Raw genomic sequence first — 25,008 nt, forward strand, 5'->3', positions numbered from 1 at the left:
TTATGTTGTTAATTAATATATTCTGCCATACCCGGGCGGTATTCTTTAAGAAGCTGTTGCTTGACGGCTTCCTCCGTAAACGCCACCGGCTTCAATTTGTCATTAACAAACAACTCCAGCTGATCGTTATAATGAGGGGAATCCGTTTGGTTACTTTGTCCGTAAGCCAACACCGAATATGCACGGGGCGTATCACCGAATTCAATGGCTAGTATCCAGCAGTCGCCTCCGCTCACTTGACGTTTCTGTTTGTGCTCTTGATGTGTTTCGAAGTTCAATACCCTGAAATTACCCATATCGCCGGAACCGCCACCTACAGGATATTCCTTGGATCCCATACGCGCCCGATGAACATCCCCCCAACGAACGTCCCACGATCCAAATTGCCTTTTACAGTTGTCTACCGCCCATTCGAATGCATCAACAGCACGGGATGGACTGGCCAGTCCATTCGGTGTAGTTGTAGGACGCTCTGGAGACCAAGGCTCGGCAAACAACGAATCTGCTTCGGCAGAATATCCAGCTGAGACAGGTGTTGAAGGCACCGTGTTTCCACCGTTTGAAAGCCTTAAATAACGGTGCCACCAAATCTCGAACAACAGACCTCCACGGCTATCCGCTGCTGATGTATTATCCCAGCCATCCAAAAGGTCTATTGCTTTGGCCACTTCTCCTGCCGCTCCGACTCGCTTTACCGCAGCGACCAAATCGTCCTTTACCCGATCAGCAAGCAACATACGCTTGCTATGTTTCTGCCGGATAACATCTTCCAAAGAAAACTTACGCTCGTTGGCAATTAATTCAAGCGAATGCTGACTCCGTAAACGCAGCTTCGGTTCAGGGAAATTAACCGGAAAGTCCGCAGGATCAAATATGGCATTCAGATTGGTATAGTGGAAGGGATCATTTTCGTTACGAAGATATCCACCTTCAGGGTTGGTCAATTGAGGTAATGCATCCCACGGGACTATTGTTTTCCAGATCTGATCGGTACGTGTTGCCAAAACGGCTACGGTATCTCCACCTGACAGATGAGGTAAATTTGGCACCATTGCATTCCATACATAAAAAATATTACCCTTCGCATCTGCATAGGTAAAGTTAGAAGTTGTCTTGGCGTGTAATCGCATCGCTTCCTTCCACTCTTCGAGATTACGGGCCATCATCATCCGTAAAAACTGCTCGCTGGTTCGGTATTCACCATCTCCGGCAGTTCGGATGATATAGATATGACGTTCGTCACGATGGATGACAGGACCGAAAGGGGTGGAAACAAATTCCCGCTTCGCCTTCGCCACAGTATCTCCATCCTTGTATGCAACAGTTACTTCCTTCTTTTCAAGGGGATGTGCTATACCGTCTAACCGAAAATGATCTGGACGGCCAGAAACGATTTCCAATGCATAAATTTCATCAATATCCGGATAATTATTGGTCGTCGACCACCCTAAGTGTTCGTTGAATCCACCAATAATACCGATGGGACTACCGATGCGAAAATCACCGTAAAAATTTAGCTTTCCGGGTACAATCAGATGGGCTTCGTAATAACCGGCACCCCAGGATAAATGTGGATTACGAAGTAAAATCGCCTTTCCGGAGGTGGTACGGCTTGGTGCCAGTGCCCAGGCATTGGAGCCATCATCGGGATGACTTTTTTCATCTCCTAACGGCAACCGGGCCCAAACTGCGTAATTTGTTTCGCTTTCCAACGTATGCCGCTGTTTCTGCCGTTCGATATAACGCTTGACAGCTGCGTTACTGTGTCCCCCTATCCCCTTGGCGTGCACATCAGTTCCCGAGAAATTGGGTTTCATCCAGGTAGGGAATTCTTTCGGATGTAGCGTTATGTAACGGTTTACGCCCTCGGCAAACCCTTCCAACATATCGCGTGTATCGACGTGTAACAACATAAACGTTTCGGAAGCACGTGCATGTCTCTGAAGTGCGGCTGCATCCTCGTCAATTTGCATTTCTGGGTTGCGAGCGGTATGGTAACGCCCCCACTCGCCCCGTGCTTGCACTAAACCATCAACCACCTGCGTTCCGTAATCTTCTAATTGAAGGTAGCCCATTGCATAACCCGCCGCTCGCAGGTTGTCCGCATAAATGTGTGGTACACCAAATGCTGTACGCCGGATGATAACCTGATCCGACAACGATTGAGCAGAAACAATAGATGGAATGCTGAGAAAAAATAACCACAACATAGATATTCCTATTACGGGCCTATACTTCATATCGGTATTTTTTATATTATTTAATGGTTTTTGCATTTTGGGATTCACTAGGTCGGTGCAAAGCATTAATTAGTTTAAATGTTTCAGGGATAGCAGATTCCATACGATGTACAACTTCGTTAGGGATATTGGCATGACTGAATGGTACTACTTTCACATATTCCTGGATGTCGCCGGCATTCCGTCCATATTTATAATCGTACGTAAAACGTCCCAGACTGTCCGTTTTGACAGCTGTATTATCGGGGTTAGGCACACTGATAAAAAATTCACTTCCCCTTAGATTACCCGATGGGTTGAATAAACGCTTATCTTTCAAATAGGCATGGAGCTCATGGGATACGTTTTCGGCGGGATCAATCAGAACGACGTTTTTGTCCATTAAGGGTCGGTAGATATACTTACCATCTCGTTGATAACTATAAAGCTCACCAAGAACTTTATGAATTTCATCGGTGAGATAAGGGTAGTGTGTGCAGCCTAACAGCAAGGCCTTTAGCGGTCTTGCACTAGGTTGGTTCCGTAATTGTTCCATCAGAGACACTAGATGGTAACGTATATAGTTTTCGGTAGAATTCAACTGAAGAATGTTGCAATCCATAGCTGATTCGTCATCACATAACATATCTCCATCACTAAAATCGAACGAATAAACATCCATTAACGCTTTGTCAATGGCGTATTCGGGATGCTTTAAGCCTGGCCCACGGTAGTTTGAGCGGGGTGATGTGGATTGGTGGTTGATAAAATCGGGTTCTTCATCTACGGCTTCGGCCACGCCATGCCCGCCTTGGCTATAGACCTGAATATCGCCGGAGTACCCCCGCTCATTCTTAATGCGCAGAATCGTACGCTCGTATCCCTTAGAAGCGATGGTACCTACGGTAGCAAAGACACCAATAGAACCATCCTCCGTTGGATCGAATACATCTAAGGCTCCTCTAGCTCCCGCATCGATGACTCCAATAACCGGTATATCTATTCCCGCTTTCTGTAGAAAGGCTTCGATGCTCTCTTTTCCATAGGCAGTAGCCGTATTGCAGGCGACGACCAGCGCTTTGATTTGTTGTTTCTTACCGAGAGGGGACTCTGCTTTTGCATCGGAATAATACCGATCCGACAGTAAAAACTGTACATCCTTTAAGATGTGCTCGATCAGCAGATCGGTTTTATGCTCACTATGGTAGTTACCGTAGGGCATGTTAGCCTGGTCAGCCAGATAAATAAATCGTTCCTTTCCAAAATCGACCTGACCATCACTTCCCGTGGTTTGATCGGTGTTACCATAGGCATCAAACCGTACGATAGCATCCAAGACGGTCAGCCCGCCAGTTCCCGAATCAAACACACCAATGGGCAATTGGGCGCCATCGGCCTGGTATCTATGGAAATCCACATAATAGAAACTCCCGGTATCAACTAAAATAGCCTGTTCAATGGGTGTAAGTGGATCCTCATCGTTCCGGGCAGTATTTGTACAGCTGTAATTACCTATTGTCAGGCCGATGATGATCAACCGTCCAACCTGTTTAATGAATGTTGTTGTCTCCATAGTATTTGGTTCTTTATCTGTATACCAGCTATCGCCTACTGATAGTTTATTAAGTATAATGCTGTTATCAATACCGGCAGCACTATCATCTCCGCGCTTATCAGCCACAGCTTCAGCCCCCTTGTTCGGACGAAAGGGTCGTTGGGACTTGATACCGTAACTTCATAAGTATCTTGCAACGTAGCGATACGTTGTCACAGTCTTTCGCATTGGTAATTAATATGGAAATAGAGGCAAGCCATCTTTTCATAAGCTAGATTCTAATAATAAATATTGTTGTCGTAGTTATCCCCTTAAATGGCAGAGATTTACATTTGGTCTATACAAGTATAACAATTAATTTTTCAATTATGCATGATTTCCTTTATTTTTTTTAAACAACTGCACAAAAGTGTTATAAAAACATTTACAATCATGCCTGATTGCACCTATTAGCATCTTTCTGCAACAAAAAAACAGAACAAAATCGAAATAAAACGCATTTTTTCAGGGATAGTTTCGCAAGAATCTTTCTATCCGTTTTACACGGGTATCCTCTAATAAAAAAGAGCCTGAAATCATAAACTGACACAGGCTCTTTTCCATTTATCTCGCGATCTTACTTATTTTGCAAATCTGAAGTTTGAAAAATAGTAGACCATATCTGTTGCAGGCAGGCTGAAAGTTAATGTAGGCTCTCCACCAATGTTAATGACAACAACCCTATTGTGTCTATCTATCAGGTTTGATAAATCAACAGTGACATCTGTCCATTTCTCCAAATTCTCATCGCTAATCCTGAAGGCGTTGGCATCGGGAGCCCAATATTCTTGACCAAAAGAGCTTTCTGTATTGAATGCCCAGGTGTAGTTCATAAATCTGGGCCATATTCGCTGATAAGGACCATAAATGCCATTATACGTTGATTTAGCTGGCATATACACTTTAAATTTAAGATATTTGTACTCAGCGATATTAAAACGATACTCTTTCGGAAGCACAAAAATAAAAGATCCATTTTTCCCTTTCAGGGTGGCCTTAATGGGATTCACGATATTCGTTCCCGCCGGGTACGAGGTGGCGGGATTGACCAAGTCCAGTGCCCAGGCCGTAGCATCCTGTATTTTTCCGTCTAAGAAAAAGTTCATAGGGATCAGCGATTCATCTGGTGTTGTCACCCACTCGATAACTCCAGCTTCATCAAACGGTCGTAAGAGGTGATCTATTCCCAATGAATTAGGCACGTATTTAACCTTCTTGATAATACCTAAGTTTAACAAATCGACCATGGTTTGAGCGTTTGCATCTGAAATCGGAGAAACTTTTCGGATGAAGGGCAGATAATCACCGCCACCAATGACTTTGCTGATGTTGTTACGGTTATAGCTAATCGTTTTTAGATCGAAGATGTCGCCTCCTGTTAGATCAAGTTCTTCTATATTAGGAAAATAAAACAAGTCTTGAAGCGTATTGGTATGCACTGGAAAAACCAGCTTCCTGTAAGACGATACGCCCTCGGAGGTGAAAACCGTAACACCATTGGCCGCTAAAATATCTTGCTCTGCGGGATTAAAAACGGTAGAACTCGTCGGCATATTTATATTCAGCGAGGTTTCAATCTTTAAGGAGTCCAAGATTGTCGTGCCATTAACTTTGGGAATGACATTATAACTTAGCTGTATGTTAAACTGCTCACCGGCATTCAAATTCGCAGCAAAAATCCGTGGATTAGCGCCTTTATTTCCGGTTATTTTTTTCCCATCTTTATCCGTGTATTCGTAATCTACACTTCGATACTCCAAAAGAATAGATGATAATGCACTAGGCCAATCGATCACAGCAGCATTCGGCGAGGTCAATACCCGGGGAGATGCAACGACAAGATTGTCCCAATCGCCCGAGGTGAATGGGATAACCGCAATTTCTTGCGGTACAGATTTATTATCGTATTGATCCACAGTATAAACTTTAATCCGATACAGCTTTGGCTGCTTCAGATCAGGAACATTGATCCAAGACACGAGAGAATCAATAACCACTTGTTTGCCATCGTACTCAATAACGGTTTTCGTAGACTTCCCCATCGAAATCTGCTTCGAGGGAATCCTACCTGCTTTCATCAAATCTAGTTCCACGCGCTCAAAGCCTATTTTAGCGGATATGGTGTCGTATTTTGCGGGGTATATCACCTCTGTTGAGTAGGGTTCAACGTTATCATACATTCCCTTACAGGCGAATATTAAGTTCAGGACACCTACGAAAGACAGGTAGATGATCGCATTCTTTGATAAATTTTTCATAATTGAAAATTAATTTCTTTTTTTACCATACAGGGTTATTTCTGACAAGCAATTGCCGTCTTCTAGGGTATAGTTTCCGTTAAAGCTCTTCACCGCTTCATACCTGAACCATCGTGTTGGTTTGGTATATGCGGGCTCGTCAGGGTACATATAAGCCATATCTCCGGCCTCCCCTTTCTTTACGAACTCCAGCTCTGTCAAACCTTGTGGAACGATAATTTTGTTTTGCGACACAAACTCCCAGGAACTAGTAGCGTCGTCCCAAATGTACATATTGTACATACCCACATTTTCGTTGCGGTAATATTGGCCTCTCGCAATATTTGCCAGTCCACCTGAGTGGCGCTGTACTGTGATAATACGACTCAATTCGTAATAACCACCCAGATCGATGATAAAATTCCAAGGCATATTCCCATCTGCTGTTCTTCCTGTTTTTCCACGGCTATTGGTATGCATAAAATTCAGGTTGTCTCCCCGGTCAATCAGATCGTCTATGACATATCGGTTACGCCCCTCCAATCCATTGCCAAATACCATCGGGACACCACCGACCGAGTCATTCGGGTTAGGCAGTACCCATTCTGATTTTGGGATTTTATTGTCCTCAAATAAGGAAATGCTACCTTTATCAATAGTTTCGGTGATGTTACCGTACATATCTTCTACGCGCACTTTCACACCTACTTTTTCTGTAGGTGGTAAAAATAAATCGTTGACAAATCGCCGATCCTCTTCCAAATTGGAAGAAAAAACAGAAGTTAGTGTACGTGTAGCACCATCCTGATTAAAGGTAAAATCTACATACACATTGATATTTTGTTTGAGCTCATTGGTCCAATCTAAAAAGAAAGAGCTAAACCCAGGCTTCACTTCCATAGAATTCGCGACGCGACTAAAGGCCGGCTCTAACGGCGTAACACGAACATCCAATGCCTCCGATCTATTGCCAGCTCGATCTACTGCAAAAAGCTGAACGGTGTATTCGTCGCTACTCGGGAACCCATATACATCCAATGAGTCGACAAAGTAGGAGGCCGCGAATGTAAATGCCTTACCCTTTGGATTTTTATAAACCGCCTCTACACTCATTAGATCTTCATCATCCGGCAGTGTATAAAAAAATCTAGCCCCCCCAAAAAGGGCTTTATACGTTTTTAATGTAACCTTCCCAGGTGCGTTCCCGTCGTCGCTATTGGGTTTAAAGCGCTCAAGTTCTTCACAAGAAAACAACAATAGCGAGGCGAGTGTTATATATAAGAGTTTAAGATTCGTACTTTTCATAACTGCGTAATTAAAATATTTCTTTGGTTAAGTTTACCACCCTGGGTTCTGAATCAGTTGCCCGTTGGTATTCATCTCATTAAGGCTTATCGGCCACAGGCAATCGGTAATGGTGAATCGACGTTCTTGCTTCACTTCCAGCACAAAAAATGTTACAGCTGTGGTGCCAGTATGCGTCCATCCCCATACCGGCGAAGAGAATGCCGAGGTCGCCTTTTTATGGCGCCACATGTCCCAGAAGTGTATTCCCTCAAACGCAAACTCGATACTTCTTTCCTGTAGAATAATATCTCGCAAACCCTCTCTAGTGATATGCTTATTAACTGTTCTAGCTAATGATCCGTCAGACCAAACAGTTTCGATATTGGGTATGCCAGCTCTAGTCCTCACTTTGTTTATCTCATCATACACCTGCTGAGATGGCCCGGAAAATTCATTCAGTGCCTCCGCTTTCATCAGATACAGATCTGCCATCCGGATAATGGGATAAGGGAATTTGATCGTACGTTGCCAAGCACCGGATTGCGACTCGGGATGTACCAACTTCTGCGTACCGATACCAGTGGTCATGAAGTCGGTTGTATGCTGTGACGAATTATAACCGCCATGGGAATTGCCAAACATCATTGTATTTATCCGTACAGCATGAGACCGCCAATATCCCGCCGTGATGCCCAAGTTTGCATAGAACCTAGGCTCTCTGTTCATATAGAGTTTTATCGTTTCGGCTCCCGGCTGCATATAACCATTCCAATGCGGGTAATTAGGCTCCAGTTGACCCGGAGTTCGGGTAATTTCATGTTTATTATCGACATCGTAAGTGAGATCTTCTTCAATCGGCAACCCATTCTCGGTGTAGTAGCGCTCGGCCATTTTATACGTGGCAGCCATCCATTGCCAGGAGAAACTGGAGGAATTTACAACCCCGTCACCGTAGCCTTCCGGTAAACGGATATTGCTAGAATGTGCAAGCTCTCCCGAATTGTAATAATCCAGGTTCGAATTGCCCCAGACCAACTCTCTATTCCAGGGATCTACAATGAGCATTCGCAGATCATAGAGGGTCTTCATCCGCTGGTTATTAGCTTCAAATGCAGCTCTGTCGTAAATAAAGGGCTCTCTTTCGTAATGGTACAATCCCAATCCGTTTTCTTCACATAGCGAAATAGATTCATTGAGGGCATCGATGGCATCTTTCCATTTCTCCTTGTCTTCCTGTAAAGGAAAGAAGGGTTGCCCATCCTTGTCCATAAAGTCGCCAAAGTATTCCTGATTACCGTTGAAAAAAGGGCTCGCACGAAAAACCAACACACGTGCTTTAATAGCTTTTGCGGCAACTTGATCAATTTGACCTAGGTTATTCGAAGTGGCTCTTTCCACTAAACTGGGGATGGCCTCATTCATTAAATCTAAGATAAAATTAAAGCACTCTTCAACCTTCGTTCTGGGGAGAAACAATTCTTCTTTTGTAGATTCTGGAGAGGCCATGGTTTTTGGGATAACAATAGGACCATATCGCTGTACCAATAAAAAAGCATAATAGGCTTTCAGAAATTTCACCTGGGCTTTCCAATCGGCTTTTTCGCCATCGGACATATCGCGAACCTTGTCGATGTGCATTAAAAACACATCTGCTTGTCGCATCCCTTCATAAAGGGGTTTACCGCCCTGTGTACCAGACCAATATCCAAGTTGTGGAGAGGACTGAGACTGTAGACCACGCATGATCCGCATCGCCCGGAGGTCGCCATTATTGTTGTTCAGATCTAACCGCCCCACCCATTCATCTCCGAGGGTCCATGACGTAACATGTGTGCGCTCATCGTTTGGCAGGTAACTGTACACTTTTGCCAGTGCATTGTACGCATCAATCTTGATATTGAAAATATCTTCTAGTTTTAATGTATTATCGGGCACCACATCGAGGTACTTTGTACAAGAACCCAATGTTATCATGGTAGCCAGTAGTATGTATGTAATTGCTTTCATCTTTTTGGTTCTTTATTATTAATACGTTAATTGAATCCCTACATTGAATCTCCTATTTGGTGGATAACCTAATCCATTTCGTCCCACTTCAGGGTCCCAAAGCTTAAAGGGGCTGATCACAAAAAGATTCTCCGTACTGAAATAGATACGGCTTCCAGGATTTATACCAATTCGCTTAAGTGTTTTGGGACTAAAACCTATCTCTAAGGATTTCATCCTTAAAAATGACCCATCTCTTAACCACCACGACGATTGCCTCGTATTATTGGCGAGCGGTTCTGTCGATAACCGAGGCCAAAAGGCGTGAATATTTGGATTGGTCTCACTCCAGTAATCATCGGCAATAATGGATAATGCATTTCTTCTAAATGCAAAAGGTGCAATACCATAAGATCCTGTACCGGAATTCGATTCGTCTGTAGCATTGATGAAGAAGGAGACATTTCTATTTCCTTGGAAGAAAAAGGAAAAGTCAAAACTCTTATAACCCATGGACATACCAAAGCCATATTGAATCTCTGGCACAGTAGGATACCCCATCGCTACACGGTCATTGTCGTTAACGATACCATCGCCATTGATATCCTTATACTTAATGTCGCCTGCCATGTATTCGCCAAAATCTTGTTTAGGTGAGTTTAAGATTTCATATTCGTCTACGAAAAGACGTTCGGCCAATAACCCCCATTGTTGGTTAATGTTTTGTCCTTGTCTTTTCAGGTAGGTATCTGGATAGTCACGCTCATCCAATTCTAATAATTTATTAACGGCATAGGTGAAATTTGCACGTCCGGAGATCCATAAATCCGTCCCAAAGAATTTCTGGTAATCAATGGACCCGTCGAAACCTTGTGAACTAACCTTCCCAACGTTTCCACTCACGCTGGCTTCTAAACCCGCGGAAGCAGGAAAGTTCTCTCTATTCATGTAGATCTTGCTCCGGATATCTTTGAAGAAATCACCCGTAAACTTAAGCGATTCATTCATAAAATTCATCTCTAATCCGAGGTTCCATTTTTCAGATTGCTCCCAAGTAATGTCCGGGTTAGCGTATCTATTGACATTAAAACCCGTATAGGCATTCATGAAGCTCGTGCCCCAGCGGTATGCCCCGCCACCAAGGGCAATATCGGAGAGGTAAAAGAAGCGGCCCGAACGTTGCGCAATAGCATCATTACCCACCAACCCCCAGGTTCCTCTAATTTTGAATGTACTGATGGCACTTTTCAACGGCTCCCAGAACTTTTCGTTAGAGATCATCCAGCTACCGCCGAAGGAAGGGAAGAACCCATATCTTTTCTCACCGGTAAATTTCTCTGAGCCATTAAAGCCATAGGCTATTTCAGCAAAATACCGATTGTCGTAGTCATATGTTAAGCGCCCGGAATTACCCATATTACGCTCTGGCAAGGTTTCGTAAATCGATGTACTGTTTCCTGCTGTCAGTAACTTTTCTTCCATCATCCCTACTGTCATGACCCCCACATTATGCGATCCAAAGGTTCGGTTCCAATTCAATCGGGCTTCGAAATAATAATGTCCATTTGCATCTCTTCCCGGAATGACGTCGCCTAAATAAGCTTGGCCTGTAGTAGGATTCAATGGATATAGCGTATAGGCTCCAGTAATCTGATTATAATTTTCTAAGTCATAGAAAAATGGAAAGTAGGTACGGGTACTGGCGTATCTACTCCAGGTGCTAACGGAAGCCTTACCCTGAATTTTCAAGCCTTCGGTAAGAAATCCAAGGTCTTGGGATAGTGTTGCCTGCGCAACGATGCTGCTTTCATTTCGATCTTCATAACCACGCACCATTTCGGCATAGGGATTCACTTTCACGTTCCCCGCTACAGAAGTACTTCCAAAAAGAATATGATCGGTAAATTCATTGGCCGGATCAGGCTCATAAACAGCTGGAAAATCGACCGGATTACTGTTCATAATCATCCTGAAAATATTACTTGCCGATTGGTAAGGACCGGTATACCGATCAAATCTTCCCTGGATCCGGGTATCTAAGGTAGTTGTTTTGGTCAGCTTTAGAATCACGTTCGACCGGATAAATAGCCTGTTGATGTCAATGTTGTTATTAAAGTTATTTCTGTTATCTACCTTTAACAAGCCTGTTTCTTTATCGAAACCCGTTGACACGTAGTAAGTCGCTACCTGACCGCCGCCAGAAAGATTTACATTGGCCTTGGTATTCGTAGTAGACGTTTTGAACAAGGTATTAAACCAATCCACGTTGGGAAAAATCATCGGATTTTCGCCGTCTATAGTCGACTGGATTTTCTGTTGCGTATAGTAGGGTCCTAAAACGGGGCTCCGGGTCACACGGGCTTCGTTATACAACCTCATGTAGTCTATTCCCCCGATCATATCAACCATCTTCGTCGGAGAAGCCGTATTCACATCTACCCGGGCATTCATTCGTACAGGCCCTTCTCTACCCGCCTTGGTTGTAATCATAATGATACCGTTTGCTCCGCGGGCCCCATAAAGTACTGTCGCAGAAGCATCTTTTAAGATGGAAAAGCTCTCAATATCATCGGGTAGTAGTCTAGAAAGGACATCTGTAGTTGATTCGAATCCGTCGATAAGGATTAGTGGAGAAGTTTGGTATCCAAATGTAGTGACACCGCGTATAAAAAATTGCGCATTATCGGCCCCGGGTTCTCCAGATGTTTGATAAGATATTACACCGGGTATCCTTCCTGCAAAAGATCCAGTCAGATTGGAGGCTGGAATTCGTAAGTCGGCGGCTTTCACCGTCGTAATTGCCCCTACAACTGAAGATTTCTTTTGTGTTCCAAAAGCAACGACCGTTACCTCGTCAATATTACTACCATCTTCGTACATCGTTATTTCCAAGATGTTTCGTTGATCGACGATCTGACTTATCGGCGTCATACCAACAGAGGTGAACGTCAGGCTGTCGCCAACATTGGCTGTAATGACGAATTCCCCATTGGCATTTGTTACCACAGATGGGACTTTATTTTTCAGGACACTTACACCTTGCATAAGCGCTCCATTGGTTGCACTCTTGACAACGCCAGTGATCTGCTTCTGAGAAAATGCAAGAGCAGGAGCAAGTAGAAAAAGTGTAAAAAACAGCAACTTTTCTTTAAGTCTTTCCATAAAAAATTGGTTTAGTTTTGGTTTATAATAATTGTTGGTTTATAGTAATTTCGGTAATAAATATTATTAATAATTCCTTTAAATATGCACTAGGTTTACTTTTTTGTAATTTGGCTGTTACAAAATACGATACTCAAATTTATAGCTCAGTTGCTACAAAAAATTGCATATATGTATCAATAAATTGATTAATTGTCTCAATTTGTATTCGCGGTATCTGTCGATACCGTTTAACAGAGACAGGTAGCTATTTTTCATCAAAAAAAGACACTACCTATTCGCTAATTTCTCTCTCAGGGTTGCTTCATGGGTAAGATCAAGACGCAACGGGGTAATGGAAACCATATCATTTTCGACAGCCCAGCGATCGGTGCCTTCATCCGCTGGCTCTAATGGTGAAACGGTAAACCAATAATGTTTCCGCCCCATAGGATCGGTACCTGGCACGATCGTACCATCATACAACCGGACAGATTGCCTAGTCCACACAATATCCGTTGGATTTGGCGGGAAATTAACATTATACAAAGCCAGTGCTTTGTCTTGTAGTAAAAGCGCCAATGTTTTTTCGACGTAAGGTTCTAACGACTCGAAGTCGGGCTCAGTTTTACCCACAGGTGTACTCAATGCAATACCTTTGATTCCAAAAAGTACGGCCTGCTTAGCGGCGGCCAATGTACCGGAGTGCCACATGGAATTTCCAAGATTCGGGCCCATATTTATTCCAGAAAGTACTATATCAACATTGCTCCACAGATGCATGCCCATGGCTACACAATCGGCCGGTGTGCCATTTACCCGATACGCTTCGATATCTTTAAATTCTATCGGTGATTTTTTATAGCTCAATGGGCGTGAGTGTGTAACGGCATGCCCCATGGAAGATTGCTCAACATCCGGCGCGACTACCCGTACTTCCCCAAATTTTTTAGCCACTTTTGCGAGGGACGCAATTCCTGGGCTATAAATACCATCATCGTTTGTTATTAAGATCCTCATAGTTTTTAAGCAGATAAATATTTTATATAACTAACAACAAATGACCCCAGGTAATTGTTTATGTATAAATTCTATCTATGCAACAGGCAATTTTATTACATAACCCGGGAGCCGGAGAAGAGGATCATTTGAAATCGGATCTTGTTAAATCTATTGAAGCGGCAGGTTTTGGGTGCGTTTATTTTTCTGTCAAAAAGGAAGATAACTGGAAAAAACAGCTAGACCAAGCCGATCTTGCCGTGGTAGCCGGTGGAGATGGCACCGTAAGAAGAGTTGTAAAAGAACTTGTGAAAAGAAATGCGCTCGACAAAAAAATACCTATAGCCTTGCTCCCGATGGGTACCGCCAACAACTTATGCAAAACTTTGGGCATTAACCGGGGGCTCGATTCGAAACATCATATTGAAAACTGGAAGAAAGCTAAGCTCCAAAAATTTGATATCGGCGTCATTAAAAATGCCGACACAACGGATTTCTTTTTGGAAGGCGCCGGATATGGTGTTTTTCCGAAACTGATCAAAAAAATGGAAACTATCGACATGAGCCATGTTAAAACGGCAAGAGACGAACTACAGCTTGCTCTCGAGGTGCTGCATGACATCATTTTATCCGCAAAAGCAACCCGCTATTGGATAAAGGCAGATGATAGCGTGTACCAAGGTAAATCTCTTCTATTGGAAGTGATGAATATACAATCGATAGGACCAAATCTGATTCTATCCCCCGACGCTAAAACCGATGATGGAGTTTTTGATGTGGTAATTGTAAACGAAGAACAGCGTGAAGACTTTGCTCGCTATATCAAAGAGCTGATAACCAACGAAAAGGCAACATTTGACTGGAAAACTTTTAAAGCTAAAACCTTATCAATCGATAGCGAGAGTAAACATATGCATGTAGATGACGAACTAGTACTGCCATTGAAAAACCCGCTTGCTCTGGAAGTAAGGGAAAATGTTCTTGAATTTTTGATTTAAGTATCCTTATCTTTATCATATAAAATATAATTAGAAACATGAAATTAGTTAAAACCACCATTTTATTTGCTACCCTCCTTTCTGGACAGATTGCTCTAGCACAATTTAAACAAGCTCCCTTACCTTATTCATACAACGCCTTAGAGGGCGCAATCGACGCGCAGACCATGGAAATTCATTATTCGAAACACGGCGCTGCTTATACGGCTAATCTCAACAAAGCATTAACGGGTAGCCCTTTGGAAAAAGAAAACCTGACCGCTATATTATCCAAGATTTCTACGAACAGCCCGGCGGTAAGAAATAATGCCGGCGGTCATTATAACCATGAGCTTTTTTGGACCATACTAACGCCAGAGAAGAACACGCAGCCTTCTGAAAAATTGGCTAAAGCGATTACTGCCACATTCGGTTCGTTGGATGCCTTGAAGGAACAAATAAGCAAAGCTGGTGCAGACAGATTTGGTTCGGGATGGGCTTGGTTATCCGTAAGCAAAGGCGGCGAGCTTTTCGTCTCCTCTACACCAAACCAAGACAACCCTTTAATGGATGTAGTCGAAGAAAAAGGAACTCCGATCCTAGGTATAGATGTATGGGAACACGCTTATTACCTAAAATACCAAAACAAAAGACCGGATTACTTAAGTACAATATGGACAGTAATTAATTGGAAGGAAGTAAGCAAAAGATACGAAGAAGCACTTAAAAAATAAGTGTGTTCTTCTGGTTAGATAAAAATCTCTGGCGAAAACCGGAGATTTTTTGCTTTAAAAAACAACTACCGATAGATCGGCATAAATACAATGCATTCCAAAATGCCCGTTACAATAACTACTCTTGAATAAAAAAATATGAGTAATTATTACGAACTAATCACTTGCACATAAAATAATTGGTGAAAACGGAAATTTTCTGTACCTTGACTCAAAATTTCTTGGAAATCAAAGGTTAGCATAATTAGCCTGCAATTATTAACAGGCGGATAATCCGCAATTATTAGAAATGAATCCTCGGACAACACTATGGCAAACTTCCTTGATAAGGACAACTAGTCCTCCGTATCATGCTTTTATCACAAAGCTAAGGCTTTCTATCTTCGGAATCGGCCAAGATCAAAAAATATCTGTTGGTCTGATTGTTGTACAATTTAAGACTTTTGTAAGTAAATGGGTTGCGCCTGCATCCGACAGAAAGACTTGTACAACAGCGTCGAATACACTTCATTCGCAGTGTGCTTTAAGAAAACACGTAAATAAAATAGAAAACAAAAGATGATACTCGGAGCTATAAATTGGTTTAATAATGAAAAAGGCTTCGGCACGATACAAACAGCCTGCTCTGGAACGGTCTTTTTACATATCAATAGTTTCTACCGAAGACCTATAGACGAACTCAAAAGAAAACAAATCGTTGCCTTTAAAAAAAAGACTACAACAGATCTAGGTGAATCACGGGCAACAGGATGTAAACTTTTAGAAACGTCGGCAGACTTTGGGATTTTAATGACCTTATTAGGACAGAACACGATGGTCGACATTAGAGCGGGAAAAGGAAATAAAGCTTCTGAACACGACGAGGAACACTATTGTCTTCTTAAACACGGAACCCTACAACTTTTCAACGGTAGACCCGAAAGAAGTTTTATAGATACCGTAATTCATTATTTTGACAAACAGCTGGAAGAAGCAAAATTTATACAATTTTGTACATATCTTGAACAAATAGCAATTCCGTTAATAAAAACAGACGACCGCGAAATGCTGGAACAGACACTCTATTGCCACTTCTATGCAAAGCTAACGGCTGGAATACTTTTTCAGGCCTGGAAACACCACGCATTCCGATACATTGCGTATACGGAAGGCATGGATTATGAGATACCAGAGGAGATTGTACTAGCACACCGCGACGAATTGGATGAGTCCGACTGGAACCGAATTCGGTTATATAGCTACGGTCCTACTGTTTTCCCATTGGAATAGTTATTTTTTTGTAATGAAGCCAATGATGAACAATTAATATGAATTTCAGTTTGTGCGCTGTACGCTCTTTCTCCTCGTTATTTTTATTTTACTTTCAAACCCATTTGAAATTAAATAAAAATATCTTATTTTAGAGGACGATCTCAATAACCACATATATTATGAACATATCCCTTAAAGAACACTCCTTCAAGACTTTTGAAAATCCTCAAGGTTCGAGTTTTCATGAAAGAATGCTCATGCACCAACAATTCTTAAATTATCTGGGGAAAACCGAAGCCATGAACTACAGGCTCGAAATCGCTTCAGCGTGTCATTCAGAAGTGGTGCTCCGGGGGGGAAACCATATAGAACAGGGGAATTACATTAGTTTTGTATGCAACGATTACCTAGGCTTCACACAGCATCCGAAAGTGAAAGCCCATGTCATCCAGCAGATAGACAAATATGGGGTGGGTTCAGGCGCTTCACCCTTGATTGGTGGCTACTATTCCTTCCACCGAGAATTAGAGGAAAAGCTCTGTCGTTTTTTTAACAGATCGACAGGTTCAGCACTCGCCTTTACCACGGGCTTTACCGCAAACAGCGCCAGTTTACTAGCTTTGTTAAAAAAAGAAGATATTGCTATCGTAGATATGGCAGTACACTCCAGCGTTTATGAAGGGCTTATGGGTACCAATACAAAACGCTTTATGCACAATAACCTAGAATCGTTAGAACTTGCTCTTAAGTTATCAAAAGACAAATACAGAACAAAAATGGTTATTATCGATGGTGTGTACTCACAAGATGGCGACATTGCTCCACTAAGCGAGATATATGCACTATGTAAAATGTACGGGGCACTCCTGATGATGGATGATGCCCATGGCATAGGCGTATTTGGACGTACTGGAAGAGGGATCGCCGAAAATCATGAACTCTTGGAAAAGATCGACATTATCTCCGGCACCTTCAGCAAATCGTTGGCAAACGTCGGTGGGTTTGTAATCGCACAGCCTGAAGTGATTCAATATTTACAGTTTCAATCACGGCAGTACGCATTCTCGGCCGCAGCTACTCCTGCCATAACGGGGGTGGTAAAATGTTTAGAACTGATCGATGAAGAACCGCAATGGAGAGACCAACTCTGGGCTAATATCCGGTATTTCAAAAATGGACTGACTTCTCTTGGATTTAACATCGGCAATACCGAATCAGCCATCATACCCGTAAAAATAGGGGCCCCGGAACAAACCTGTAAGGTAGGTTCTGAATTATTAAAAATGGGTGTATACACCAATCCAATTATGTACCCGGCCGTCTCCATGAAAGATTGCCGTATCCGGATGAGCGTATTGGCTACCCATACCAAAGAACAATTAGACAAAACTCTTAACAGTTTTGATATGCTAAAACAGAAATTTAATATATCTTTAACACATGATTGAGAACAAGAAAACAAAAAAATCTTTAATCACTAAATCAAAGCTACTAAACGCAGTAGAAAAAGTACTTACGGAAAAAGGTTTTACGGAGTTAAAGGTGCTTCCGATATGTGAAGCTTCGAATGTAGATAAAAAATTAATCTATTTCCATTTTGGAGATCTAGAAGGATTGCTTACAGAATTTCTCCGCAGAAACGATTTTTGGCTATCAAAAATGGAAGTTCCGAAAGAGATGAACAAAGAGACGGTCAAAGATATCTTGACCCAACAATTTTCATCTATTTATGACAGTGATCTATTAAAGCAGCTATTGATCTGGGAATTAAGTGAAGGCAATGAAACGTTGAAAAAAATTGCCCGGGACCGGGAAGACATCGGAAACAAAATGATCGATGATTTTATTGGCCAACAGGATTTCAAGACGGATGTCCCTCCATTATTGGCATTGATTGTAAGTGGAATTTATTACCTCACTATACATTCGTCAATAAACGGGAGCACATTCTGTGGAATTGACATGAATACAGAAGCCGATAGGACTCGTGTACTTAACACCATTACGGGATTGATCGACCGGATAGAATAACATCCCTAAATATCGGTCCTTTTCGCGTGTGTGATTGTAAAGACGATTATTTTTACGTGCTTTCTATGCATACGCTCATCGCATTGCTAGATGCAATGTTGGAATTGCTATGCTTTTAAGTTGACGAAGTGACTTTATATATACATATGAAACTTATCATTTTTGATTTAGATGGAACACTGATCAATACGCTAGACGATCTGGCTGCAAGTTGCAATCACACCTTAAAAGCACATGATTTTCCAACACACCCTACTTCAGATTATAAAATGTTTGTAGGTAACGGAATACGGACACTAGTCGAACGGGCTTTACCAATAGCGTCTAGAAATGATGAAACAATCGACAGGTTGAAAGTGGAATTTACAAGATATTATAACCTGCACGCTAAAGACATGACACAGCCCTACGATGATATTGTGCCATTATTGCATGCCTTAAAAAACCACGGATTTAAGATCAGCGTGGCATCCAACAAATATCACGAGGCTGTAGTACACCTCGTCGACCATTATTTTTCAACAATTCAATTTGACCTTGTCTTAGGTCATCGAGATAATCATCCGGCCAAACCTGATCCTGACATTGTTTTCGACACGCTCCGAGTATTAAATGTCGGTAAAGAAGACTGTTATTATATTGGAGACTCTTCAGTAGATATGATAACAGCAAAATGTGCAGGTGTGACTGCTGTGGGGGCAACTTGGGGTTTTAGATCAGAAGTAGAACTCAGAGAAAATGGCGCAGACCATATCATACATCACCCACTTGACCTGCTAAACATGATATAACGACAATGTGCAGATACCAATATCTTTTGGGGACTAATATATTAAACACATAATATTCGGGACAGTCCCTATTATAACCAATCGGGATAAATCTTAAATATTTTTTCCGATGCAGTTATAAACAGATATTCTTTTTCTTTCCCCCCAAAACATACATTAGCCGTCCAATTTGCCGGTATGTCGATATCGTGTATTTTTTGGCCTTGGACATTATAAACTGTTACGCCTTTACCTGTTAAATAGACATTGCCTTTACGGTCAATGGTCATCCCATCGGAACCTTGACTGCAAAACAGTTTCTTATTAACAAGGGTTCCTTTTTCATCTATATCGTACACATACGTCTTATCTGCTCGGATATCGGATACATAAAGAAGTCTTCCATCCGGCGTGCCTACGATTCCGTTAGGTTTAATGAAATCTGTATCCACCTGGGTCAGTACTCCTTCCTTCAATAAGTATAAAGCTTCTTCTTCAATTTCTTTCCCCTTACGGATCCAATACTCGCGTTGATAATGGGGATCGGTGAAATAATACTCTCCGGCGGGAGAAATCCATACATCGTTGGGCCCATTGAATTTTCTTCCGTTGTATTGCTCCAGTAACACTTCTACGCTGCCCGTGGGAGCTATCTTCCACAATTCGTTTTTCTCATCAGCACAAGCTATAATATGATCTTCTTTGTCGATATATAATCCATTTGACCGTCCAGCTGGTTCTAGAAAAACAGCTAGCTCGCCTTCAGTAGTATACTTCCAAATTCTATTATTTGGTTGATCCGTGAAATAGATATCTCCTTTGGAATCAACGGCCGGTCCTTCCGTAAACGAAAATTGATCGCTGATCAAAATAAGTTCGCCAGGGGTTTGCCCTTTTACGTGTACGATGCAGGCAATGAGCATAAAAGTTACAATTAATTTCATCCTTAAACTTAATTAGATTTTTCAACTTCAGTCTTCAATTTTTTAGGTAGTGCTTTTACAACCAAATCATAACTGTGATCGATCAATTTTTTTAAGAATTCATCATCAAGCTCGCGGTTTGCATATACTGTATTCCAATGCTTTTTATTCATATGATACCCCGGTACAACAGTCTGTTCATATTGCTGTCGCAGTCCTATAGCATATTCTGGATCGCATTTGACATTAAAAGACAACTGATTGATCTGATCCAGTCCCACCAATAAGAATACTTTTCCCACGACTTTGAACACTAACGTATCCGGACCAAAAGGTAACTCCTCGGTAACACCCTTTTTTCCCAAACAATATTGGTGAAGCTCTTCTATATGCATAACCCTTGATCTAATATGAGACCAATTTAGTAATAAAACACGACAAAAAACAAGTCACCAATAACTAGTTACCGGTTACCAATAACGCTACGAGCTCATTCTGAATTTCCTGTCCTTTATCTTCATTATACCAGCGTTGTAAGGCTTCTTTTATTTCATTAAAAGATTTTTCCTCAGATTTCATAGACTGAAAAAGGACATCCGCTTTTTCGGGTCTTGGTCCCCAAGTGGCTAAATCTTCGTCTGCTGCATTACGGATCACAAGCTTTGGAATAGATTTCCCTCCATTCGTCAAGTAATCATTAATCAATAATGGTGGAGAATCCCGCAATTGGAGATCCAATTGTATATGTGGATTATCCTTTACCATGTTATAAATTTGAGGGACGGAATGTGCTGCGTCGCCGCACCACGGCTCTGTAATTAAAATCCAGTGCTGTGGCTGTTGAATAGTATGGATAATAGATTTCGCATGTGTATTTGCTTCAAACTTTTTCAACCAACGGTTCATTCTGGACCAGTTCAACTTTGTATAGCTTAGATATTCAGGATCAGCATAAGTAGGGTGATCTGCCGGATTTGTCAATATAGCCTCAAAGTAAGTAAGGTATTCTTCAAATGTCATTATTTCAATTTTGATGCAAACTTAGATAAAATGCTTAGCATTCACGAATACCCAATAGAATACACATAATTCGTAATTTACCGAAGTAAAAATCATGAAAATGTTGCAATTCATTTAACACTATTTAATACTTCTCCTTCTATCTTTGGAAAGATATCAACCAATTCAATGAAAAGAATTTTCGCATTTTTCATATTTCTATTCTTAGGGCACGTTGCCATAAGTCAGGTGGCCATTTCAGGAAAGATCGCCGACCAAGCTGATGATGGCCCGTTAGCCAATGCGTCGGTCGTTCTGTTAAATCAAGATTCAATCATGAAGTACTTCGTACGGGCGGATGAAAACGGGAAATTCCAAATAAAGAATGTAGCACCCGGATCTTACTTGCTCTTGGTTTCTTATCCTAAATTTGAAGTCTATTCTCAAAAAATAGAGTTAGAAAATAAAGATCTTAATCTCGAAAGTATTAAAATCAGTTCACAGGCGAATCTTATCGAAGAGGTAATCGTTAGGCAGAAATTACCTATTACCTTAAAAGGAGATACGATTGAATACGATGCGGGAAGTTTTGAAACGGAAAAGAACGCAAAGCTGGAAGATTTACTCCGAAGGTTACCCGGACTTACTGTATCTGCGGATGGCGCTATCACTGCTCAAGGAAAGTCTGTTTCGAAAGTACTGATTGATGGGGAGGAATTCTTTGGCTATGATCCTAAGATTGCTATCCGAAATGTGCGAGCAGATGCAGTAGACAAAGTACAGGTCTATGAGCGAAAATCAGAACAGGCGGAGCTTACGGGCATTGACGACGGTGTACGATTACAAACGGTCAATGTAGTGCTCAAAGAAGAGGCCAGAGAGGGTGTATTTGGTAATCTGGAGGCTTTATATGGCACTGATAATCTTTATGCAGGCAATCTTTTTGCAGCCAAATTCAACCGAACAGAACGCATGGGCGTAACCGCCAACACGAACAATATGGGTGCATCGGGCAGAGAAGGAAACCTACGCATGAATAATCAGATACAGGGCGAACCTGTCTTCACCTCAATAGGCGCGAACTATGAAAATCAATTTTTTGACAGAAAGCTGAATGTAAATGCGAACTATAATTTAAATGATAACAGCAACCGCAACGAGAGAGACAGCTTTAATAAACAGATCCAGTCGAATGGAGAAGTGAGGGAAACGACCCGTACTTCTCGATCCATGAGCAACAATCAGTCTCATAGTGTCCGATCCCAGTTCAGAATACGTATCGACTCTACTCAGAATATGGACGTGCGTATCAATGCAGGTTTATCCCAACAAGAAAGTGGAAACAGTTCCAATAGCAGGACGCGTGGTGAAGGAGGGAACGATATTAACGAATTTGAAAGTGATCAAAATACAAAGACAGATAGCAGATCAAACGACATTCGCTTAAACTACAGAAAACGGCTGAATAAAAAAGGAGCTTCCTTAAATGTACATGTAAGCAATGATTATTCGAAATCGGACTCCGAAAATCGCACGGACGAAACGACAACACAATTTATAGAAAATACAGAAACAAATATCGACCAAAGACGATTGGGTGATAACTATTCCAACAATTTCTCGGCGGAGGCCAACTTCGGCAATCGCTTGAGCCAACAGATTAATTACTCGTTAGGGTATAGCTTTTCGAACTCGAATAGGAAGAATTTTCTTGATGCTTTTGATCTCGACGCCAATGGCACCCCATCGGAACTCGATCTCAATTATTCGCAGCGCCAGCATGATTTTTCGACCAATCAGGGAGTTAATGCGACGATGAACTTCAACCATGAACTTCTTAATATCAATGTGTCGAACAAAACGCTTTATAAAAATCAAAATCTGGAAGACAGCTACCGTGATGTAGACTTATCGCGGAGTTTCTGGGACAATAGCTTCAATATGGACATCAACTATCGACTTTCTTCCAGAAAGAATCTACGGGTTTCTTATCAAAATAGCAATACTATTCCATCTTTCGAGCAGCTACAGCCCACGCAACCCCGACGCAACGAATTATTTATACCCATCGGGAACCCCGATCTGGAGCGAGCAACAAACAATAATTTCCGTTTAAACTACAATACGATCAGCCTTTTAAAGGGCACCAATCTAAACCTAAATGGAGATATTGGATTTGTTGTAAACCCTATCATCAACCAACTCCAGATTGATAGGGAAACCAACGTAACAAGAAGCTCATACGTAAACATCAATGACAGATCCACTTGGCGTGCCGGCATGAATGGGAATTTCAACAAGCCTATGTTTAACAAGCAGGTGCAGTTCAATATTTTCTCCAGCCTTAACTATCAAAATAGCTTCAGCTTTATAGAGAATTCAGATTCTGAGTCATTCGAACTTAATAATCTTCAGAACACCAACGGAAACATTGGCCTAGGATTGAATGAACAAAATTCTAAAGGGTTCGATTTTGAAGTCAATGCTCGTATCGGAGCAAACAATCAGCTTAATAGTTTACGGTCGGATCTCAACTACACCAATATGACAGGTAGCAGCGCTGGCTATATTAAGTACTTTTTCCCGTGGAAATTCCAGGCGACGACCAATGTCAACTATTCGTACGAAGGACCAACTAAGCTCTACCCTCAATCCATACACCAATTCTACGCGAATGTAGAGTTGAGCAAAAAACTATTAAAGAACGAAAGCTTGGTAGCTAGCGTTAAAGCATTTGACATCTTCAATACGTTTAACAACGTCAATAGAAGCATTTCTGACACGGATTTCACTGAATCAAGGCAACTTATATTGACACAGTACGTACTTGTTGGATTAAAATGGGATTTTAACAAAAATTTAGGTAAAAAAAATGACTAGGATATTATTCGCTCTACTGACTTTATTCGTCATACACGATTCACAGGCGCAGTATGCATACTTTGCCACACATGGCAAAATATCATTCGAAAAGATTACGTATACCAGAGCACGGATGCGTGATCTAATGGCAAACATGGATGCCGGCAACAACGCGGGAAGAAGGCAAGGCGGAGGTGGCATGATGCGCATGGGTGGAAATCTTGACAATATGCCGGAATCTTCTACCCAATACTTTGAACTTACGTTTGATGAAAAGCAAAGCTTGATGACGGCAGTCGAAGATAACAGCAACCAAACTGGGGGCGGGCCGTCAGGAAGAGTAACAATGGGCGTTTCTGGTGGAAATCGTGGGTCAAGGGGGGGGATGAACATGAGTATGAGACGGATGGGCGGTAATAATAGTAAGGTGCTTTATCAAAACTTAAAGGATCAGACCGCTGAGATACAAGTTGAAATTGATGAAAAATACATACTTAATGATTCACTATCACCCATTACATGGCGCTTTACCAACGAATATCGTACGATTGCCGGTTATGAGTGTCGTCGGGTAAATGGTGCAACTCCGGACTCATTGTATCTCATCGCCTATTACACGGATCAGATACCGGTTTCTACCGGTCCGGCTTTAAGTCATGGCCTCCCGGGAATGATTATGGGATTAGTTATACCCGAGATGCATATACATTATTGGGCGACTAAGGTAACCTATTCTAACGAGCTCGTTCCGACAAACTGGAAGGACAAAAAAGTAAAAAGTATGGGGGTAAACGAATTTTCAGAAAGCTTTGGGCGTTTCTTTTCACGTGGACGAGAAGATAACAACACATCCAACAAAAGATTAATATTAGAACAGCTCATATATTAACAGTATCGCAAACGAAGAAAATGACAGTTTGTCACAAAAACATGTCATATTTCCGACAATATGGATCCTATTTTCTTGTATAAAGCGGCTTTTACTTCTTGGCATAAGG

At 41.8% G+C, this 25,008-nt stretch carries 18 protein-coding genes; 8 read left to right on the forward strand and 10 right to left on the reverse strand.

All coding sequences use genetic code 11. The features are described from left to right. Positions 1-8: 8 nt before the first annotated feature. The 7 genes from FAZ15_RS05725 to surE form a co-directional block, all read right to left on the reverse strand. Positions 9-2,240, reverse strand: coding sequence for a penicillin acylase family protein (locus tag FAZ15_RS05725; RefSeq protein ID WP_162304886.1), 2,232 nt, complete (start codon positions 2,238-2,240; stop codon positions 9-11). A 16-nt stretch (positions 2,241-2,256) separates the two neighbouring features. Continuing rightward, positions 2,257-3,900: a glutamate racemase gene (locus FAZ15_RS05730; RefSeq protein WP_238387164.1), complete on the reverse strand. Its 1,644-nt coding sequence runs from the start codon at positions 3,898-3,900 to the stop codon at positions 2,257-2,259. A 494-nt stretch (positions 3,901-4,394) separates the two neighbouring features. Continuing rightward, a complete protein-coding gene (locus tag FAZ15_RS05735) occupies positions 4,395-6,071 on the reverse strand; it encodes a DUF4998 domain-containing protein (protein WP_202912325.1) in 1,677 nt (558 codons plus the stop codon). A 9-nt stretch (positions 6,072-6,080) separates the two neighbouring features. Continuing rightward, positions 6,081-7,355, reverse strand: a complete 1,275-nt coding sequence (locus FAZ15_RS05740; RefSeq protein ID WP_136900357.1) for a DUF4959 domain-containing protein — start codon at positions 7,353-7,355, stop codon at positions 6,081-6,083. A 33-nt stretch (positions 7,356-7,388) separates the two neighbouring features. Then, positions 7,389-9,344, reverse strand: a complete 1,956-nt coding sequence (locus FAZ15_RS05745; protein ID WP_136900358.1) for a RagB/SusD family nutrient uptake outer membrane protein — start codon at positions 9,342-9,344, stop codon at positions 7,389-7,391. Positions 9,345-9,362: 18 nt separating this feature from the next. Beyond that, the gene (locus tag FAZ15_RS05750; protein WP_136900359.1) at positions 9,363-12,485 is read right to left on the reverse strand and encodes a SusC/RagA family TonB-linked outer membrane protein; all 3,123 of its coding nucleotides are present in this window, start codon (positions 12,483-12,485) and stop codon (positions 9,363-9,365) included. A 270-nt stretch (positions 12,486-12,755) separates the two neighbouring features. Then, positions 12,756-13,484 (reverse strand): 5'/3'-nucleotidase SurE, encoded by a 729-nt coding sequence (surE, locus tag FAZ15_RS05755; protein ID WP_136900360.1) that lies wholly within the window; start codon positions 13,482-13,484, stop codon positions 12,756-12,758. Between the two features lie 77 nt (positions 13,485-13,561). Here surE and FAZ15_RS05760 point away from each other — a divergent pair, with 77 nt between their 5' ends. The 6 genes from FAZ15_RS05760 to FAZ15_RS05785 all read left to right on the forward strand — a co-directional run bounded on the left by FAZ15_RS05760 (position 13,562) and on the right by FAZ15_RS05785 (position 19,247). Further along, positions 13,562-14,461, forward strand: a complete 900-nt coding sequence (locus tag FAZ15_RS05760; RefSeq protein ID WP_136900361.1) for a diacylglycerol/lipid kinase family protein — start codon at positions 13,562-13,564, stop codon at positions 14,459-14,461. Between the two features lie 38 nt (positions 14,462-14,499). Next, positions 14,500-15,174 carry a superoxide dismutase gene (locus tag FAZ15_RS05765; RefSeq protein WP_136900362.1) on the forward strand — a complete coding sequence of 225 codons (675 nt, stop codon included), beginning with the start codon at positions 14,500-14,502 and terminating at the stop codon, positions 15,172-15,174. A 558-nt stretch (positions 15,175-15,732) separates the two neighbouring features. Next, complete coding sequence (locus tag FAZ15_RS05770; RefSeq protein WP_136900363.1) at positions 15,733-16,443, forward strand: cold-shock protein; 711 nt, start codon at positions 15,733-15,735, stop codon at positions 16,441-16,443. Between the two features lie 161 nt (positions 16,444-16,604). Further along, entirely contained in the window at positions 16,605-17,873 is a 1,269-nt protein-coding gene (locus FAZ15_RS05775; protein WP_136900364.1) for an aminotransferase class I/II-fold pyridoxal phosphate-dependent enzyme, read from the forward strand. Beyond that, positions 17,866-18,456 (forward strand): TetR/AcrR family transcriptional regulator, encoded by a 591-nt coding sequence (locus FAZ15_RS05780; RefSeq protein ID WP_136900365.1) that lies wholly within the window; start codon positions 17,866-17,868, stop codon positions 18,454-18,456. Before FAZ15_RS05775 ends, FAZ15_RS05780 begins: the two co-directional genes overlap by 8 nt. A 146-nt stretch (positions 18,457-18,602) precedes the next feature. Beyond that, a complete protein-coding gene (locus tag FAZ15_RS05785) occupies positions 18,603-19,247 on the forward strand; it encodes an HAD family hydrolase (RefSeq protein ID WP_136900366.1) in 645 nt (214 codons plus the stop codon). Between the two features lie 71 nt (positions 19,248-19,318). Here FAZ15_RS05785 and FAZ15_RS05790 read toward each other — a convergent pair whose 3' ends face one another. The 3 genes from FAZ15_RS05790 to FAZ15_RS05800 form a co-directional block, all read right to left on the reverse strand. Continuing rightward, positions 19,319-20,170 (reverse strand): SMP-30/gluconolactonase/LRE family protein, encoded by an 852-nt coding sequence (locus FAZ15_RS05790; RefSeq protein ID WP_136900367.1) that lies wholly within the window; start codon positions 20,168-20,170, stop codon positions 19,319-19,321. A gap of 8 nt (positions 20,171-20,178) precedes the next feature. Continuing rightward, positions 20,179-20,544 carry an MmcQ/YjbR family DNA-binding protein gene (locus tag FAZ15_RS05795; protein WP_136900368.1) on the reverse strand — a complete coding sequence of 122 codons (366 nt, stop codon included), beginning with the start codon at positions 20,542-20,544 and terminating at the stop codon, positions 20,179-20,181. Between the two features lie 64 nt (positions 20,545-20,608). Continuing rightward, a complete protein-coding gene (locus tag FAZ15_RS05800; protein ID WP_136900369.1) occupies positions 20,609-21,169 on the reverse strand; it encodes a thioredoxin family protein in 561 nt (186 codons plus the stop codon). 168 nt (positions 21,170-21,337) lie between these two features. Here FAZ15_RS05800 and FAZ15_RS05805 point away from each other — a divergent pair, with 168 nt between their 5' ends. Both FAZ15_RS05805 and FAZ15_RS05810 read left to right on the forward strand, forming a co-directional pair. Then, a complete protein-coding gene (locus FAZ15_RS05805; RefSeq protein WP_136900370.1) occupies positions 21,338-24,028 on the forward strand; it encodes a TonB-dependent receptor in 2,691 nt (896 codons plus the stop codon). Then, positions 24,021-24,899 (forward strand): GLPGLI family protein, encoded by an 879-nt coding sequence (locus tag FAZ15_RS05810; protein ID WP_136900371.1) that lies wholly within the window; start codon positions 24,021-24,023, stop codon positions 24,897-24,899. Before FAZ15_RS05805 ends, FAZ15_RS05810 begins: the two co-directional genes overlap by 8 nt. Positions 24,900-25,008: the final 109 nt, after the last annotated feature.

This window comes from Sphingobacterium olei (genome assembly GCF_005048855.1).
GTDB lineage: Bacteria > Bacteroidota > Bacteroidia > Sphingobacteriales > Sphingobacteriaceae > Sphingobacterium > Sphingobacterium olei.